The sequence below is a fragment of the Limnohabitans sp. TS-CS-82 genome, assembly GCF_002943475.1.
The window spans coordinates 1-17,496 of sequence record NZ_PTQX01000003.1 but is presented as its reverse complement, the minus strand read 5'-3'; the positions used below and the strand labels follow the sequence as shown (position 1 = coordinate 17,496).

16 protein-coding genes, 2 pseudogenes and 1 riboswitch are annotated in these 17,496 nt (G+C 53.7%); of the genes and pseudogenes, 10 read left to right on the top strand and 8 right to left on the bottom strand.

The window, feature by feature from the left end:
* The first annotated feature begins 27 nt into the window (after nt 1-27).
* From C5F52_RS08240 to C5F52_RS08225, 4 genes are read left to right on the top strand one after another with little or no spacing between them, the layout of a single operon-like run.
* Nucleotides 28-1,206, top strand: a complete 1,179-nt coding sequence (locus tag C5F52_RS08240) for an AAA family ATPase (protein ID WP_104797879.1) — start codon at nt 28-30, stop codon at nt 1,204-1,206.
* A 39-nt stretch (nt 1,207-1,245) separates the two neighbouring features.
* Entirely contained in the window at nt 1,246-2,715 is a 1,470-nt protein-coding gene (locus C5F52_RS08235; protein WP_104797878.1) for a class I SAM-dependent DNA methyltransferase, read from the top strand.
* Nucleotides 2,712-4,469 carry a restriction endonuclease subunit S gene (locus C5F52_RS08230; protein WP_104797877.1) on the top strand — a complete coding sequence of 586 codons (1,758 nt, stop codon included), beginning with the start codon at nt 2,712-2,714 and terminating at the stop codon, nt 4,467-4,469. Before C5F52_RS08235 ends, C5F52_RS08230 begins: the two co-directional genes overlap by 4 nt.
* A gap of 16 nt (nt 4,470-4,485) precedes the next feature.
* Entirely contained in the window at nt 4,486-5,499 is a 1,014-nt protein-coding gene (locus tag C5F52_RS08225) for an Abi family protein (protein ID WP_104797876.1), read from the top strand.
* Between the two features lie 241 nt (nt 5,500-5,740).
* On the opposite strand, the gene C5F52_RS08220 is transcribed toward C5F52_RS08225, so the two are convergent.
* On the bottom strand, nt 5,741-6,232 hold the full coding sequence (locus C5F52_RS08220) for a nucleotide-binding protein (protein ID WP_104797875.1): 492 nt from the start codon (nt 6,230-6,232) through the stop codon (nt 5,741-5,743).
* The gene (locus C5F52_RS08215; RefSeq protein ID WP_104797874.1) at nt 6,229-7,287 is read right to left on the bottom strand and encodes a helix-turn-helix domain-containing protein; all 1,059 of its coding nucleotides are present in this window, start codon (nt 7,285-7,287) and stop codon (nt 6,229-6,231) included. Before C5F52_RS08215 ends, C5F52_RS08220 begins: the two co-directional genes overlap by 4 nt.
* Before the next feature lie 123 nt (nt 7,288-7,410).
* Nucleotides 7,411-7,505: riboswitch (S-adenosyl-L-homocysteine riboswitch) on the top strand.
* Between the two features lie 48 nt (nt 7,506-7,553).
* Between C5F52_RS08215 and metH the strand changes: the two genes are divergently transcribed.
* A complete protein-coding gene (gene metH / locus C5F52_RS08210; RefSeq protein ID WP_369952007.1) occupies nt 7,554-10,289 on the top strand; it encodes a methionine synthase in 2,736 nt (911 codons plus the stop codon).
* A gap of 4 nt (nt 10,290-10,293) precedes the next feature.
* On the opposite strand, the gene C5F52_RS08205 is transcribed toward metH, so the two are convergent.
* The gene (locus tag C5F52_RS08205) at nt 10,294-10,992 is read right to left on the bottom strand and encodes an NrsF family protein (protein WP_104797873.1); all 699 of its coding nucleotides are present in this window, start codon (nt 10,990-10,992) and stop codon (nt 10,294-10,296) included.
* The gene (locus C5F52_RS08200) at nt 10,989-11,549 is read right to left on the bottom strand and encodes a sigma-70 family RNA polymerase sigma factor (RefSeq protein WP_104797872.1); all 561 of its coding nucleotides are present in this window, start codon (nt 11,547-11,549) and stop codon (nt 10,989-10,991) included. The genes C5F52_RS08205 and C5F52_RS08200 overlap by 4 nt, the downstream gene beginning before the upstream one ends.
* A 131-nt stretch (nt 11,550-11,680) precedes the next feature.
* Here C5F52_RS08200 and C5F52_RS08195 point away from each other — a divergent pair, with 131 nt between their 5' ends.
* On the top strand, nt 11,681-12,505 hold the full coding sequence (locus tag C5F52_RS08195; protein ID WP_104797871.1) for a DUF692 family multinuclear iron-containing protein: 825 nt from the start codon (nt 11,681-11,683) through the stop codon (nt 12,503-12,505).
* Nucleotides 12,499-13,254: a DUF2063 domain-containing protein gene (locus C5F52_RS08190; RefSeq protein ID WP_104797870.1), complete on the top strand. Its 756-nt coding sequence runs from the start codon at nt 12,499-12,501 to the stop codon at nt 13,252-13,254. The genes C5F52_RS08195 and C5F52_RS08190 overlap by 7 nt, the downstream gene beginning before the upstream one ends.
* On the opposite strand, the gene C5F52_RS08185 is transcribed toward C5F52_RS08190, so the two are convergent.
* Nucleotides 13,255-13,554, bottom strand: a complete 300-nt coding sequence (locus C5F52_RS08185; RefSeq protein WP_104798160.1) for a PsiF family protein — start codon at nt 13,552-13,554, stop codon at nt 13,255-13,257.
* A 125-nt stretch (nt 13,555-13,679) separates the two neighbouring features.
* Nucleotides 13,680-14,165, bottom strand: a pseudogene (locus C5F52_RS08180) (ATP-binding protein); the annotation flags it as partial.
* A 45-nt stretch (nt 14,166-14,210) separates the two neighbouring features.
* On the opposite strand from C5F52_RS08180, the gene C5F52_RS08175 reads away from it, so the two are divergent.
* On the top strand, nt 14,211-15,857 hold the full coding sequence (locus tag C5F52_RS08175) for a recombinase family protein (RefSeq protein WP_104797868.1): 1,647 nt from the start codon (nt 14,211-14,213) through the stop codon (nt 15,855-15,857).
* Between the two features lie 35 nt (nt 15,858-15,892).
* Here C5F52_RS08175 and C5F52_RS08170 read toward each other — a convergent pair whose 3' ends face one another.
* Entirely contained in the window at nt 15,893-16,153 is a 261-nt protein-coding gene (locus C5F52_RS08170) for a helix-turn-helix domain-containing protein (RefSeq protein WP_104797867.1), read from the bottom strand.
* Nucleotides 16,154-16,253: 100 nt separating this feature from the next.
* Between C5F52_RS08170 and C5F52_RS08165 the strand changes: the two genes are divergently transcribed.
* A complete protein-coding gene (locus tag C5F52_RS08165; RefSeq protein ID WP_104797866.1) occupies nt 16,254-16,460 on the top strand; it encodes a hypothetical protein in 207 nt (68 codons plus the stop codon).
* Nucleotides 16,461-16,469: 9 nt separating this feature from the next.
* Nucleotides 16,470-17,291: an SHOCT domain-containing protein gene (locus C5F52_RS08160; RefSeq protein WP_146100053.1), complete on the top strand. Its 822-nt coding sequence runs from the start codon at nt 16,470-16,472 to the stop codon at nt 17,289-17,291.
* A gap of 34 nt (nt 17,292-17,325) precedes the next feature.
* On the opposite strand, the pseudogene C5F52_RS08155 reads toward C5F52_RS08160, so the two are convergent.
* Nucleotides 17,326-17,496, bottom strand: a pseudogene (locus C5F52_RS08155) (IS256 family transposase); the annotation flags it as partial.

The following is a 17,496-nucleotide window of genomic DNA, read 5'->3' as shown; positions in this document are numbered from 1 at the left end:
TAAATCAGGATAGAAAAGGATAATTTGATGCTCTATCACGCACGCACCCCGCTAGCACAAGGCTTGGCCGACGCTTTGCAAGGTAAAACGCCTTTTAGCGATGCCCCAAATGGCTTGTTTTTGGCAGCACCGCGTCGCACAGGCAAGTCCACTTTTTTACAAGCCGACCTGATGCCCGAGCTGGCCCGTCGCCAAGTGGTCGGCGTCTATGTGGATCTGTGGGCAGACCAGAACCGTGACCCTGGTGCCTTGATTGCCGAGGCTGTGGGCCGTGCGCTGCTCAAGCAACTTGGCGTGGTGGCCAAAACAGCTCTGTCAGCGGGGCTGGAAAGTATCAATGTGGGCGGTATCAAAATTGACACGTCCAAAATTGGCAAAGTTGATGGCACCACGTTGGCCGATGCGCTCAGGGCTTTGGTGGAAGCTGCCAAAAATCCGGTGGCTTTGATCATCGATGAAGCTCAGCACGCCCTCACCAGCGAAGCTGGTGAAACCGCCATGGCCGCGCTCAAATCTGCGCGTGACCAGCTCAATCGTCCGGGCCAAGTACAGCTCATGCTCGTCATGTCGGGTTCTGATCGAGACAAGCTGCTGAGGCTAGTTAACACCAATGCCGCGCCGTTCTATGGCTCTCAAATTCAACGGCTACCTGAACTGGGGGCCGAATTCATCACGCACATTGCGGAACTCATTGTTCGTCAACGTCCAGAGTTGGCGCCGGTTAACGAAGCCGTTTTGGCCGAAGCATTTCAGCATTTTGGTCAGCGTCCACAATTTTTCATGGAGGCCTTGGGTCAAGTGCTCAGCCCCTTAGCCACGGACACCGGGAGGTTTGAAGACGCAATGCTCGCCAAAGCCCAGCAGCAACTCCAAGACGACGAAGATCAAATGGCGCGCGATTACGCTGCCCTCAAGCCCTTGGAGCGGGCCGTCCTCTGGCGCATGCTCGAACTCGGCACCCGTTTCAGACCCTATGACGCCGAGGCACTGACTTTTTACAAAGACAAAACTGGCGACAAGGTCACCGTGGCCAAAGCACAAAAAGCACTGGAAAGCCTGCGTGCCCATCAGCCGAGCCTGATCTGGAAATCGGCGCGCAGCGAATACACCGTAGAAGACGCCGCCATGGCGCGTTGGTATGCCCAACGCATCGCGGCCAATACTTGGCCGCCCGAGAGCGCACAACTCGACTGGCTAGAAGATTAAGCGCACACAGAACAACACTAACAAAAGCTACAGCAACCCATGTCCAACCTCTCCTCCGTCATCAAATCCATCCAAGACATCATGCGCCAAGACTCTGGCGTGGATGGCGACGCGCAGCGCATCTCGCAGCTCACTTGGCTCTTGTTCCTCAAAGTGTTCGACGCACTCGAAGAAGAGCTGGAGCTGACCCGCGACGACTACAAAAGCCCCATCCCCGAAGCCATGCGCTGGCGCAACTGGGCCACGGACGCCGAAGGCATCACCGGTGATGCCCTGCTGGACTTTGTGAACAACCAACTCTTTGCCACCCTCAAAAGCCTGAGCGGTGACGCCCAGCGCAACCCCCGTGGCTATGTGGTGCGCGGCGTGTTTGAAGACGCCTACAACTACATGAAAAGCGGCCAGCTGCTGCGCCAAGTCATCAACAAACTCAACGCGATCGACTTCAACCGCCAGGCCGAGCGCCACCAGTTCAACGACCTCTACGAAAAAATCCTCAAAGACCTGCAAAGCGCGGGCAACGCGGGCGAGTTCTACACGCCCCGCGCCGTGACGCAGTTCATGGTGGACATGGTCAACCCCCAGCTGGGCGAGCGCGTGATGGACCCGGCCACCGGCACAGGCGGTTTTTTGGTCTGCGCCATCGAACACCTGCGCAAGCAAGTGCACAACACCGACGAAGAAGCCACGCTGCAAAACAGCATCTTGGGCGTTGAGAAAAAACAAATGCCCCACATGCTGTGCGTGACCAACCTCATGCTGCACGGCATCGAAGTGCCCAGCCTGGTCCGCCATGACAACACCCTGAGCCGCCCGCTGCGCGACTACACCCCAGCCGACCGGGTGGACGTGATCTTGACCAACCCGCCCTTTGGCGGCATTGAAGAGCCGGGCATCGAACAAGGCTTTCCGGCCGATGTGCGCACCAAAGAAACGGCAGATTTGTTTTTGGTGCTCATCAAACACATCCTCAAAACCAACGGACGCGCCGCGCTGGTGCTGCCCGACGGCACGCTGTTTGGCGAAGGCGTGAAGACCCGCATCAAAGAACAACTGCTGGCCGAATGCAACCTGCACACCATCGTGCGCCTGCCCAACGGCGTGTTTGCGCCCTACACCGGCATCAAAACCAACCTGCTGTTCTTCACCAAAGGCAAACCTACCGAACACGTTTGGTACTACGAACACCCCTACCCAGTGGGCGTGAAAAACTACAACAAAACCAAGCCCATCCGCATCGAAGAATTCGATGCCGAAAAAGCCTGGTGGGGCAACGAGGACGACGGGTTTGCCGCCCGCGTGGAAAACGAACGCGCTTGGCGGGTGAGCATTGAGCAAATCAAAGCCGCCAACTACAACCTCGACCAAAAGAACCCGCACGCCGCCGAAGTGGTGAGCCACGACCCCGAGCAACTGCTGGCCGACTACGCCCGCTTGCAAACCGAGGCGCAAAGCCTGCGCGACCAACTCAAAAGCATCCTTGCCCAATCGCTGGGAGCCCCAGCGTGAGCGCAGAGCTGACGGCGCAAGAGCCCAGCGCCAAATACCTGGTGAATTTGCAGCCGCCGCTGGTGCGGCATTTCGACCTGATCGCGCATGCCCCCGGCGGCGTGGCCCGCCTGCGCGAACTCATCTTGACGCTGGCCGTGCAAGGCAAGTTGGTGCCGCAAGACCCGAGCGATGAACCGGCGAGTGAACTTCTACGGCGTGTTGCTACCTGCGTGAGCGAACGACCTGCTAAAACGTCCAAAGCGCCAATGGTCAGCGGAGAAACTTCCGCATCTTATGCACTTCCTGACGGATGGGCTTGGTGCCGACTCGGCGCAGTCGTTGAAAACATGGGGTCCGGTTGGAGTCCAGCCTGCGATGAAGGTGAACGGTCTGATCCGATGAGGTGGGCGGTCTTGCGTACAACTGCAGTCCAAGTTAACGAATACCGCGCTCGCGAACACAAAGCCCTTCCGACCAAGCTGTCACCTAGGCCAGAAATCGAAGTCAAAGACGGTGACATTCTGATCACGCGTGCGGGACCAATGAACCGCGTCGGAATTTCCTGCTGGGTCAATGACACGCCACCGCGTTTAATGCTCTCGGACAAGATTGTTCGCTTCCACTCCATCGCAGATGAAATGCTTCCAGCCTTCATCGTTTTAGCTTTGAATGCTGGTTGGACAAAAGACCAGATCGAAGAGGCAAAAACAGGGATGGCAGCAAGTCAGGTGAATATCTCGCAAACAGACCTTCGTGCTCTTTGGCTTCCGGTATGTAGCAAAGCCGAACAATCCCGCATCGTCACCCGCGTCGAAGAACTGATGCAAATCTGCGACGCCCTCGAAGTCAGCGGCCAGCTCGAAGCGCAGCAACACGCCCAACTCGTCAGCACCCTGTTGGGCACGCTCACCCAAAGCGAAATGCCCGAGGCACTGGCCGACAACTGGCAACGCATCGCCACCCACTTCGACCTGCTGCTCGACCGCCCCAAAGCAGTAGACGCCCTCGAACAAACCATCCTCCAACTGGCGGTCCGCGGCCTCCTCGTCCCCCAAGACCCCACCGACGAACCCGCCAGCGTCCTCCTGCAAAAAATCCGCACCGAAAAAGACCACCTCATTTCCCAAGGCAAGATCAAACGCGACAAACCCCTTCTACCCATCACTGACGAAGAAAAACCGTTCGAGTTGCCGCAGGGGTGGGAGTGGGTTCGTTTTCCTGATGTGTGTTCAATTTCTGGTGGCGCAACTCCGAGCAAAGCGGTGCCGCAAAACTGGGAGGGGACTATTCCTTGGGTCAGCCCAAAAGATATGAAAGTGCCATTCATTGCCGATGCGCAAGATCACGTGTCGGATGCTGCAGTCAATGGAAGTCTTTCGCTCATTCCTTCAGGTAGTTTGTTGATGGTCGTCAGAGGAATGATCCTCGCGCACTCCTTCCCCGTAGCAGATACCTTGACACCAGTCACGATCAATCAGGATATGAAAGCGCTGACCCCTTTTGAGCCAAAGCTTCTGTCTTTTCTTGCATTGCTATGTCGTGGCATGAAGCCGGAGATTCTGGCCCTGATTGATCGATCCACCCACGGCACTTGCAAGTTGGAATCATCCAAAATATTTGGCTTGCTGATTCCCCTTCCTCCCTTGGTCGAACAATCCCGCATCGTCACCCGTGTCAACGAACTCCGCAATCTTTGCGCTGATTTGCGCCAACGCCTAGCAGCCGGGCAAACCGTGCAGTCGCATTTGGCCGATGCCTTGGTGACGGGTTAAGGCGAGCAATCAAGCCATGGCCTCACGCAACGGAAAACCTTGGTTGAGTGTGGACGACCAACTCGTTCAGTTGGTGGATCGGGGCATGGCCATCAGCGACCCAGCCAAAGCCCGCGATTACTTGGAACGCATTGGTTATTACCGGCTCAGTGGTTATTGGTATGACATGCGGGTGCGCGATGTGCCGTTTTCTCCCTTGGACCCCAAGACAGGCAGCAAGCCCAAAAAGGTGGTGATTGAGCGCCCCGTGTTGGATGCTTTTAAACCCGGTACGCGCTTTCAGGATGCGGTGGACTTGTATGTTTTCGACAAGAAGCTGCGCTTGCTGACGATGGACGCGCTGGAGCGCATCGAGATTGCTTTGCGGGTGGACTTGTCGCATTGCTTAGGCAAGGTGGACCGCTTTGCGTACATGAACCCAGCGATTTTTCACAACACCTTTGCCAGCGATGTCAGCCTGGATTCGGGTTTGACCAAGCACCACGAATGGTTGGTCAAGCACGCGAAGTTGATCAATCGGTCTCGCGAAGAATTCATCAAACACAACAAACAAAAATACGGCTTGCCTTTGCCCATTTGGGTGGCTTGTGAGGTGTGGGACTTCGGCTGCATGTCGACCTTGTTTGCTGGCTTGACCACCGAGATGCAAGACAACATTGCAGCCGCCTATGGCGTGAGTGATGGTCGTGTGTTTGCCAGTTGGTTGCGCAGCTTGAACTATTTGCGCAATGTGTGTGCGCACCACAGCCGCTTATGGAACCGTAACGTGGTGGATCAGCCCAAATTGCCTGTCGTGGGCGAGGTGCCAGCGCTGGATGGTTTTCAGGGCAACCCGAACGCCAGCTTGCGTGCCCGCCCGTTTGTGTTGCTTTGCATTTGCCAACATTTGATGACGGTGATCAACCCATCGTCAGGCTGGGGGCAGCGTTTGGTGAGCTTGCTGCAACAAGATTTCCCGGACTTGCGTCACGTAGGACTGACGCTGCACGGCATGGGCGTCGATGCCTCGTGGGAACAGCGAGTTTGGTGAACGGCCAAAGAAAAACCCCCAAGCAGCTTGACGCCGAAGCGCTTTGCCGAAGGGGGCCGTGTTGGGAACAGTCTACCAAACTCACCCAGGATTTTTTAAAACCCGTTCTCTAAAACCTTTAAATTTGTTATCTGTGTCGCTGGATAACAACTCGCGCACGGGCTAAATACGCATAAGAATCAAAGAGTTATAGGCCTGCTTGTTATCTGTCGAGCCGGTAGAGAGCAGAGCCACAACATGTTTATAGCATCCACAAACTCATTCGCTGCCGGCATTCAGCGTTAGGTAAACGAGAACCCGCATCCATCATGCTTTGCAAGCCTTTGGCGGCTTCTTTAGTTTTGATGGTTTGGTGAGCAACCAATTGATCCAAAAGCCAAAGCGCACCGTGCACTTGAAGGCCATCAGTTTTGGCTTGCTTGCGCAAGCGCCCATCACCTGTGAGCAATGGGTGTTTGGTTTGGTGGGCCAGTTGGTAGCAAGACACATCAGCCAATGAGCTGTTGTTGTGGGCTTGCATCAGGCCAAACAGTGCAGCGGTGGCTGCCGCATCTAAGGTTTCAACGACCAAGCCCCGTGCAAGCAGGTGCTGGGTGTCAAAGTCTTTCAGTTCATCCAATACAAAGTCGGTGCAGCACAGTTTGAAGGGCAGGCTAAACAGCGCATCCAGCAACCCCGCATTGCGAAAGTCAATCCAGATGTTGGTGTCGCTGATGTAGACCTGCTGTGTCATGCGAGTGCGGGCAACCTATCAAGTTTGGGGTCTAGCTCGTCAAGGCTGCACTGCAAAAATTCGGCAGCGCGAGAGGGAGTAAAGAGTTCTTCAGCCAAGCCGCGATAGACCAAAGATTCAAACCGACGTGGGTGTTCGCAGGCCAACATTTCGGGTTCATCTTTGCGCCAACCCTTGCGGCTGAACTCAATCATGGCGCTCATGTAGCCCGAATCAGTTAGAAGCTTGAGGTCTTTGAGGCGGCGCAGCGCTACCTGCATAGACACACCGTAACGGCGTTTGGCGTTGAGCAATTCGGCCATGAAAACGCGTGAGCGTTGGTGGTTGCCAAAGTCTTGCAACACACGGTCTTTGGGGTACAAAAACGCACCTGCAAATCGGTGGCAGCAGTTTTCTTTGTCTTTTTCGTGCATGTTGTCGGGCAGCTTCATCACCCAGTGGCCCAGCTCGTGGGCGGCAGTAAAGCGCATGCGCTCGCCTGGGCGCTCGCAATTAAGCGCAATCAGCACATGCTGGTTGTCATGGGTGGCAGCGCATGCGCCGTCAAAGTCATCGGGGCCATTGAGCAGCGCCACTTTGATGCCGTGCCCTTCTAGCAACTCAGTCAAGTGCGCAATAGCGTCGCCGCCAATTTGCAATTGTTCACGCAGTTGCTGTGCAGCAGCCTCGGCTTGCGCAAAGTCGTGCACCTCTAATGATTGAGGCGGCAACGCCTGAATAGCTGCATCAGTTGCATCAAAGCACCGTTCTAGGGCTTCGTACCGTTCAAGATGGTCGCGCATTTGTTCAGTTACTTGGCTTTGGCGCGACTGAGGCATTTTGGCGAGCTTGCGAAACTCTAAAGGGGCAAGCTCGATGGCGTCAGAACGGAAGAAATACTCGGGCTTAACTTGAAGCGACTTGGCCAACTGCAAGATGCGCGCAGAGTTGGGCATGGCTTTGCCTTGCTCAAACTTGCCTAACGCTTGCTTGCTTATGTCGCCGAGACTCTGCGCGAGGGCCTCCAGACTAAGACCCCGAAGTACTCGCGCACGGCGGATTCGATCGTGAATCATCGTGTGCTCCTTGGTTGACAAAAATTAGATTGTATTTATTTTTGTCAACCAATCAATTGCCAAGGGTTTTTAGAATATCGAGCATTGGCTGGGGGTGGGTTTAGAGACGGTTAAAATCTAACCTTCCCCAAGGAGCGTTGCAGCTTCACCCGTCCTTTCAGGACTCGCGCGTGAAGTCAGGCTTGGGGCCGAATCTTTAGCAACGACGCTCACCTGACAATTTGCACCCAGGTGAGTACCCCATGAATTCCACTGCAGTTCCCCCCATGAAGCTGTCTGGCCTTGAGCCAGTCTCTATTGGCGAGGGCAGTTTGTTCGTCAACGTTGGCGAGCGCACCAACGTCACTGGCTCTAAGGCCTTTGCGCGCATGATTTTGAACGGCGAGTACGAGCAAGCTTTGGCTGTGGCGCGTCAGCAGGTGGAGAACGGCGCACAGGTGATTGACGTCAACATGGACGAAGCCATGTTGGACAGCCAAGCCGCCATGGTGCGCTTCCTTAATTTGATGGCGGGCGAGCCCGACATTGCGCGTGTGCCGGTGATGGTGGACTCATCCAAGTGGTCAGTCATTGAGGCGGGTTTGCGTTGCATTCAAGGCAAAGGCATCGTCAACTCGATCAGCATGAAAGAGGGCTTGGACGAATTCAAGCGTCAAGCCACGCTGGTCAAGCGCTATGGCGCGGCGGCGGTGGTGATGGCGTTTGACGAAAAGGGCCAGGCCGACACATACGCCCGCAAGATTGAAATTTGCGAACGCGCTTACCGCGTGTTGGTCGACGAAGTGGACTTCCCTGCTGAGGACATCATCTTCGATCCCAACATCTTCGCCATTGCCACCGGCATTGAAGAGCACGACAACTACGCGGTGGACTTCATCAACGCGACGCGCTGGATCAAGCAAAACCTGCCCGGCGCAAAAGTGAGCGGCGGCGTGTCTAACGTGTCATTTAGCTTCCGCGGCAACGATCCCGTGCGCGAAGCCATTCACACCGTGTTTCTGTACCACGCCATCCAAGCAGGCATGGATATGGGCATCGTCAACGCGGGCATGGTCGGCGTGTACGACGACCTCGAACCCACGCTGCGCGAGCGTGTGGAAGACGTGGTGTTGAATCGCACACCCCAGTACAAAGAAGGCGAAGCGCACCTGACGCCAGGCGAGCGCCTGATTGAAGTGGCCGAAACCGCCAAGGGCGCAGCCAAAGACGACAGCCAAAAGCTGGCTTGGCGTGGCACGCCCGATGCGCCCGTCACCGTGGCGCATCGCCTGAGCCACGCGTTGGTGCACGGCATCACCGACTTCATCACCGACGACACGGAAGAGGCCTACCGCGACATCTTGGCCAAGGGCGGTCGCCCGCTGCACGTCATCGAAGGTCCGTTGATGGACGGCATGAACGTGGTGGGTGATTTGTTTGGCCAAGGCAAGATGTTTTTGCCGCAGGTGGTCAAGTCAGCCCGCGTGATGAAGCAAGCGGTGGCGCACTTGGTGCCCTACATCGAAGAAGAAAAACGCTTGCAAGCCGAAGCGGGCCAAGACGTCAAAGCCAAGGGCAAGATGGTCATCGCGACGGTCAAGGGCGACGTGCACGACATTGGCAAAAACATCGTCACCGTGGTCTTGCAGTGCAACAACTACGAAGTGGTGAACATGGGCGTGATGGTGCCGTGCCACGAAATTTTGGCCAAGGCCAAAGAAGAGGGCGCAGACATCATCGGCTTGTCGGGCCTCATCACACCGTCGCTGGAAGAAATGCAATACGTGGCCAGTGAGATGGAGAAAGACCCGTATTTCCGCAACCGTCAAATGCCGTTGCTGATTGGTGGCGCGACCTGCAGTCGTGTGCATACCGCCGTGAAGATTGCCCCCAACTACAGCGGCCCCGTGGTCTACGTGCCCGACGCCTCACGCAGCGTGAGCGTGGCGCAAGGTTTGTTGTCAGACCAAGCCGCCAAATACATTGCCGAGCTGAACGCCGACTACGCCAAGGTGCGCGAGCAGCACGCCAACAAGAAGCAAACACCGTTGGTCACGCTGGCCCAAGCACGCGCCAACGCCACACCTGTGAGCTTTGGCAACTACAAACCCGCCAAGCCAAAGTTCATTGGCCGCCGCGTGTTCAAAAACTTTGACCTCGCCGAGCTTGAGAAATACATCGACTGGGCACCGTTCTTCCAGACCTGGGATTTAGCGGGCCCATTCCCTGCCATCTTGGAAGACGCCGTCGTGGGGGTGGAAGCCAAGAAGGTGTATGCCGATGGTCAAGCGATGCTGAAAAAAATCATCGCCAACCGCTGGCTCACCGCCAACGCCGTCGTGGGCTTGTACCCCGCACAGCGCGTGGGTGACGACATTGTTTTGTACGCCGACGAAACCCGCCAACAAACAGTGATGACATGGCACGGCTTGCGCCAACAAACCGAAAAGCCCTCCCGTGATGAGGTGCGCAACCCCAACCGTTGCTTGGCCGACTTTGTGGCCGACCAAACCCAAGCCGCCGACTACGTGGGCCTCTTTGCCGTGACCGCAGGCCTAGGCGCAGAGAAGCAAGAAAAGCGTTTCATAGCCGCGCACGACGACTATTCAGCCATTTTGTTCAAAGCCTTGGCCGACCGCTTGGCCGAAGCCTTTGCCGAGTGCATGCACCACCGCGTGCGCACCGACCTGTGGGGCTACGCGGCAGACGAGGCGTTGAGCAATGAAGACCTGATCAAAGAAAAATACCAAGGCATTCGCCCCGCGCCCGGCTACCCTGCGTGCCCCGACCACAGCGCCAAACAAGACATGTTCCGCGTCTTGCAATGCGAAGACATCGATATGGGCTTGACCAGCAGCTTGGCCATGACGCCCGCTGCCAGCGTGAGCGGTTTTTACTTGGCCCACCCCGATGCCAAATACTTCAACGTGGGCCGCATTGGCGACGACCAAGTGCAAGACTTGGCGCAACGCCAAGGCGTGGCGGTGAAAGACTTAGAGCGCTTGCTGGCGCCTAATTTGTAATCAGTCACCAGCGCAAGAGCCAGCGTCCGAGCAAGGCGCCCATGGCGGGCATGAAGGCCATGCCCAGCATGTAGCCCAAGGTCTCAAAGGGCCCGGATGTCACGCTGGCATGCAGCGAGTACAGCAGCGCAGACAAGGCCCCCGCCATGAACCCTGCGCTGGCGCCTGCCCAAGCGGGGCGCGTGGGTGCCATGTCGCGCAAGGTCCACAGCAGCGCAGCCAGCCAAGGCACAGCCAGCGCTGAAATGCTGGCGCTGGCACGCAATACGGCTTGCCACGCTTGGGCGACGCCTGCCCAGCCGTGATCTACCCCAGCCAACATCCACGGCGAAGCTTGGGCCAGCAGGTCTTGTTCTTCGGGGCTGCCGGGCGCGAAGGGTGAAATTGTTACGGCCAACAAGCCGGTCAGCGATGCGCCCGCACTCCATGCCATAGGTCCCGCCGATTCGCCCGGCCGCGCCAAATGCAACACCATGGACCATGCGCTGGCGCACAGCCACAGCATCAGTCCTAGCTTGACCCAAAACACCGGCGTGTCCAACAGCGACACGATGCGCAAATCAATGCCCCAGAAACCCACCAACAACGCGACGCTGACCAAACTTGCCAGCAACAGCGCGTGGGTAAACATCAAATGAATGCGAACAGGCGCGACGGATTGGCTGTCTGCCACCAGTTGGGCAATGAGATCGTCGGTTTTCAAAATACCCCCCCGTAGAGTTTGGCCAACGCTTTCAAGCCGCGGTGAATGTTGACTTTGACGGCCGATTCGGACTGCCCGGTGAGCAGCGCCGCTTCGGCCACCGAATGACCTTCGAGCTTGGTGTGCTCAATCGGGAGGCGTTGTTTGTCTGGCAATCGGCTCAGCATGTGCGTCAAATGGGCTTTGGACGCATCGGCGTCGTCGGTGCTGGCCATCCAGAGTTGGTCGTGCCAGTCGTCAATCGAGTCGTTTTTGTCGTCATGTCGTGCTTGGGCGCGCAGGTGGTCGATCAGCTTGTAGCGGGCGATGGCGTAAATCCATGCCGTCAAAGGTTGTTTGGGATCGTAAGTATGACGCTTTTGATGTATTGATAACAATATTTCTTGTACTAAATCTTCCACATCATTGGGTTTGTCCCGTAATCGACGCCGTAGAAACAAGCGTAGGTGCCCGCTCAAGCGCGTCAGGACGGCTTGGTAGCTTGGCGCATCGCCTGCCAGCGCAACCATCCAAGCGGCGTGCAGGTCCGCTTCGACGGTTTGGAGTCGCGCATTCATAATTGTTTAGTATTAGGGGTTTGAATTACAAAGATTGTGATTTGCGTTCTCTTTCGTAACGAAAGAGGCCTTTGCGTCGAATTTAGTCACTCAGGCCCATTTATCGGCTACCCCTTGCTACAAAACGAGCTATGAACAATCACAGAATCACAGGCGCAGGCTTGGCATTAAAGCCTACGCCGATCGCCATCAACACCGTTGACACAACTTGGCAGGCCGATTTGGCCTTGCCAGCGCCGGATCAACTTCAATTTGTCGAGATTGCCGCAGAGCAATGGCTCGGCTTGGGTGGCATTTGGGGGCAGCGTTTGCACGACGCCACCGAGCGTTGGCCCAGTGTGTGTTTAAGTCGCAGCCTCTCTTTAGGTGGCCCGGGACGTTTGGACATGCGTGTGGTCAAACAACTTAGTGCGTTCATGCATGAACACCACATGACCATGCTCTCCGAAGCCTTGAGTTGGAGCGATGACGACACCCCATTGTTCACCTGTTTGCCCATCCCAGCCACGCCGGCGGCGTTGCAATGGACGGCCGATCGCATCACACAAGTACAAGACGCCTTGGGTCTGCCCGTGGGCATTCGCAACGTGTCTCACCATGCGGTGCCGCCCATGTCGGCCATGAATGAGGCGGAGTTCATTCACGAATTGGTGAATAAAACGGGTTGCAACGTGCATTTGGACATCACAGCTTTGGCAGAAAACAGCCATCGCTTTGGGTTTGATGCATCGGCGTTCTTAACAGCCTTGCCCATGAAGCGTGTGAATTACGTGTGCTTGGGCGGTTCAGACAGCACATCCGCCGACGCGTCCTTGAACCAAGTGGCATGGCGATTGTTGCCCACGGTTTTGTCGCATGTACACCCCGCTGTGCCTGTGTGTGTGGACGATTTGGCGCAACTCAAGCGTTGGTCTGACGCTGCGGTGAAGACACCGACAAAGGCCTTGGTATGTTGAACGATTTCCGTGAATTTCAGTTCACCTTAGCCCGTCACCTGCGCGATCCTCATACGGCGCCTTTGCCGTCGGGCGTCTCCTCTGAACAAGCTGCGGCGTATGAACGCGCCATGTTCAAAAACTTGTGCGACGTGCTGAACCCCGCTTTTCCTTTGACCCGTGCGCTGTTGGGCGACTGGGCGTGGCGCGCCACGGTGCGTTACTTTTTGCGCGATGCGCCAGCGCAAACCCCGTGGCCCCGCATCGTGCTGCGCGAGTTTGCGCGTTACCTGCGCGAAAGCCCTGTGACGCGTGACTTACCCGCTTGGCTCAACGATGTGTCGCATTTCGAGTGGCTCAAAGGCGCCGTGGCAACTTCTGCTTTGGTCTTGCCGCAAGCGGGCGTGGACGTGGATGTCACCGCTGATTTGATGACACACGTCGTGGTGATGAACCCGACTTATGTGGAGGTGTCTTACGAGTGGCCCGTGGACATCATCGACTTGGAGCATCGCCCCGACGAGATGCAAACCACTTACGTCTCCGTGCTGCGTGACGTGGACGGCGCGGTTCAAGTGGTGCCTAGCAACGTGTTTCGCGCACAGCTGCTGGCCTTGTTCAATGAGGGGATGACCGGCAGCCAAGCGTTCAAAGCCATGGCTGTCTGGTTGCAACACCCGAACCCCGAAGACCTCTTGAGCTACGGCCCCGATTTGCTGGCGCAGTACCAACGCGAAGGCGTGATCTTGGGCGGGAAGATGGGGGCCTGATCAGGCCTTCAAGCACTCGCTCATTTTGGCCTTGCGTTCATCGCCTTTGAGGCCTTTGGCTTCGGCGTTGCAGGTTTTCATTTTGGATTGCTGAGTGCCCCGTTTGTCGGCATCCTCGGGCGTGGCTTTGGCGCTGAGGCACTCTTTCATGAAGGCCTTGCGCTCGTCGCCTTTTTTGCCTTCGGCTTGTTGGTTGCACTGGCTCATTTTGTTTTTGCGCGGCGCTTTCTCTTCGTTGGCGTGCGCGATGCCGAGCATCAGCGAGACGCTCAGCGTGGTCAAGATCAGAAATTTAGACATGGCAGCTCCTAGGTAGGTGTCAAACACAGGCGCGGTGCTGAATGCACAACGCGTGTTCATTTTTAAAACCCGCCTCGTCTTGCGGTTCAAGCCTCACGCACATAAATAGAAGCTGCGGCTTGTTGTCAACGGCTGACCAAAACGCGTCGGTACTGCACAGCCTCGGCCACATGCGCCACTTCAATCTGGTTGGCATCGGCTAAATCGGCGATGGTGCGTGCCACCCGCAAGGCGCGGTGGGTGCTGCGGCCTGACCATCCCAACTTGCGGGCGGCGTTTTGTAAAAACTGCGCGGCAACCGCGTCGAGTTGCGCATGATCGTCGAGGGCTTGGCCTATCAAGGCTTGGTTCGGCGCACCTTGTCGAGCCACCGCTTTGGCATGTGCCGCCGCGCAGCGTGCCCGCACGGCAGACGTGGGCTCGCCGGGGCCCGCTTGCATCAACACCTCGGGCGCGAGGGTGGGCACTTCCACTTGCAGATCAATGCGGTCCAACAGTGGGCCACTGAGCTTGCCTTGGTAGCGCGCCACTTGGTCAGGCGTGCAGCGACACGCCTTGAGCGTCGACCCCAAATAGCCGCAAGGGCAGGGGTTCATGGCCGCAATCAGTTGCAACAATGGTAAATTGGCACTTACCATATCATTAAGCGTAAATTTATGCCAAAAGCTATTTCGTATGTGCGATTCTCATCCATGCAACAAGGCAGAGGAAGCACTGTTGAGCGTCAAGAGCAAATGATTCAAGAGTGGTTACGGAGTCATCCAGACTACGAACTCAGTCATTTAAGCCGTGTTGACGAAGGCTTGTCGGGATACAAAGCAAAGCATCTAGCAGAAGGGGCCGGACTAAAAGCTATTCAAGATGCAATCAAAGATGGGCAAATAGCTGCGGGCGATGTGCTTTTGGTGGAAGCCGTAGACCGTCTAGGAAGGCTTAAACATGTTGAGATGACCAAATTAATTGGGGACATTCTTAATGCAGGTGTCGATATAGTCACGCTTGAAGACAATCAGCGATACGACATCGGTCGGATGAACACAGATGGTGCTTGGCTCTTGACTGGAAAGATACAGCAAGCGCACAGCTACTCGGACTCTTTATCCAGAAGATTAAAGAAAAGCTATGAGAGTCGAAGAGAAAAAGCGAAAAGGGGCGAACCAATAAAAATAGCTAAAGCTCAGTGGTTAGACCAAAATGGTAAGCTAAAAGAGCAAGAGTCCGTCATGGTTAGAAAAGCCATAGAACTCTATAAGGAGGGAAAAGGGACAAGAGCTATTGTTGCAATACTGCAAAATGAATTTGGTGACATAGCACCAAAAGATGCAAAAAGCATAAGTCGTTGGATGACGACAAGAGCGCTTTTAGGTGAATGGCAAGGGTATAAAGTCTTTGACGCACTAGTTGAGCATTCGGAGTTTGTTGAAATTCAACAGTTATTTGAAAGTCGGCGATTAGTAGGCAAGCCACCGGAAAGTTTTTTTATGTCTGGTTTGGTTAAATGCGGACACTGCGGAAAAGCTTTTAATATTCGAAGACAAAAACCCAAAGCAACCAAAGCAGCTCCAATAGGTTCGCAGGAGTATGCAAATAAGCCGCAAATTCTTTACGCAAATTGTAGAAGTTATCTTAAAAATAAATCTTGTGATAACAATGCAACGTGGCCCCTTGAGGTTCTTGAGTACATATTGCACCAAACGAGCGGGGACTTATTAATAGGAATAGCCGAGGGAAGAGCAATTAGTCAAGCTGCGAGTAAGGAGTTAAACGAGTTAGAGGCAGAACGAGTCACAATAAAGAATCAAATTCCAAGGCTCTTAAAGGCATATGTTCTTACGGATGATGAAAGTTACTTTAAGCAAGGGGCAGCACATAAAGAGCGCTTAGTAGTCATTGAGGAAAAAATAAAAGCACTAAGTCAAAAAATTGTTAAACCGATTAACGGAAAGCTAAGCTATGAAGAGAGTGAATTGCAATATAACCAACATCATGAAAAAGCACAAAATGAACTTAATAGAATTTGTGCGGATGAAAAAATGATGAAGTCAGTGTTAAAAATGTACGGATACACCATACAAATTGATGCCCGACAAGCCTACTGTCCTGAAAGCTCGCAAGCTGAGACGTTTACCTTAGGAAAGCGAAAGCAAAAGTACGGTTGCTATGTTGTAGAAATATGCTATCCAGAAAATGACCAAATAAGGTTTGCTGCAATTCGAAGGGCAGGGCCAGTAACTTGGGACTACACAGAGGCAGATTTAATAGTCAAGCTTGAAAATCAACGATTAGCTGGCCTATGTCTCTGATAGGTTGAACGGCACGTAGCCTAATTATTGTTAGATTACAAAATATCAGAGCGAGTGCTTTGTGTGGCGCATAGTTGCAGCATGGCATCAGTAGGGTCTATTCCACATGCCTTGGCGTAGTCGATAAAAAGCCATACATCAACGAACTTCACAGCTCTTTCAAGCTTGGAAATTTGGGACTGTTCTAAGCCCATTCTCTCGGCGAGTTGCACTTGGGTGAGGCCTGAGTTCAGACGCAACTGCTTTAGGCAACTTCTAAGCTGAACGTGCCTTTGACTGTGGATAGATAGGGGCATGGCCCTATGCTGTATTCCAGATTAGAATATGCGAAATTTGACTATTTTATGTAGTCACTAAGAAGGCAACGCGAACAACTGAAAGAAAAAAGCAGTTCATATGAATGAGCCTATTGGTATGCACGAGACGTTGATGCAATTCAATTCGAAACTTCAAGATGATTTGTTGTTGGTTGAGGTGCTGAGGCTAAAACAACAGTATGTAGTCAGAGTTCTGGGTGAGACTGAAAAAACATTTAATTCTTCAACTGAAGCAATTAAATACGCCAAAGATAAAAACAGCACTTTTTATAAAAATAACCAATAAAGGAATGCAATGTCAAACATTATAAAAAGTAAACCATCATCTGGATTAGATAGGGTAATTGCAGGAGTTGTTTCAATAATTGCATTTTTATTGCTAGCGGCAATGCTTCTAAACGGAAAAAACTCAGAGAATTTCGCTGGTTCATTATTAACTGCAATCTTATTAACGGTACTTGTGTGGTTCATTACACTAAAAATGCTGTACACAGACCCAAAGATTAAAGAGCAAAACGAGAAATTGGAGCAGCAAAGAATTGCTCGGTCACAGTTCGTAAAAGATAGTAAGACTTATGTAGATGAGTCATTCTTGGGAATATATATAGGAGGTTCTGGTAATGAATTAAAAGAAAACACTAAGGTATTGCTTGGTTGCAGTGCTAATTCACTATATATTGGAAATTTGAGCGAGTTAGAAAACATAATAATTCCTCATAAAGAAATAACTCTGTTTGAGATTTCAGGTGAAGGAACTGTTACGACTAACGCTGGTATTGTTGGTGGTGGCTTTGGGGTGGAAGGATTCATAAAAGGCGCTGTGGTTGCAGAAATAGTAAACAAAGCAACCGCGAAAACTAGCACAAATACATTCATGAGGCTAATGACAGGCAATAGTGAGATGTACTTCCACATATCAGAACGAGAGCCAGCGCAGTTACAAATTCTATTTTCTAAGATATTTGTATTGCTGAATGCATCAAAAAATATTGGCGTAACTTCCAGCGATAAAGCCAAAAGTATTGGAGATGAACTAATTAAGTTGCATAGTCTGTTCAAAGATGGCGTACTTACAGAAGCTGAATTTGAACAGGCAAAGAAAAATTTGATAAGCTGAGGGTGTCCCGAATTTTGTGTAAACGGAGCGAGTGTTAATTCGTCGGCATCCTTCCCTCAAACTGGATCGTAAATCGGTTCAGCACAGGCTTCCAGTTTTGCACCGGCATCGTCCACTTCTTGGCGATGTTGTTCAGCGCCAAATAAAACAGTTTCAACAACGCCTCGTCACTTGGGAACGCTCCACGGTTTTTCGTGATCTTGCG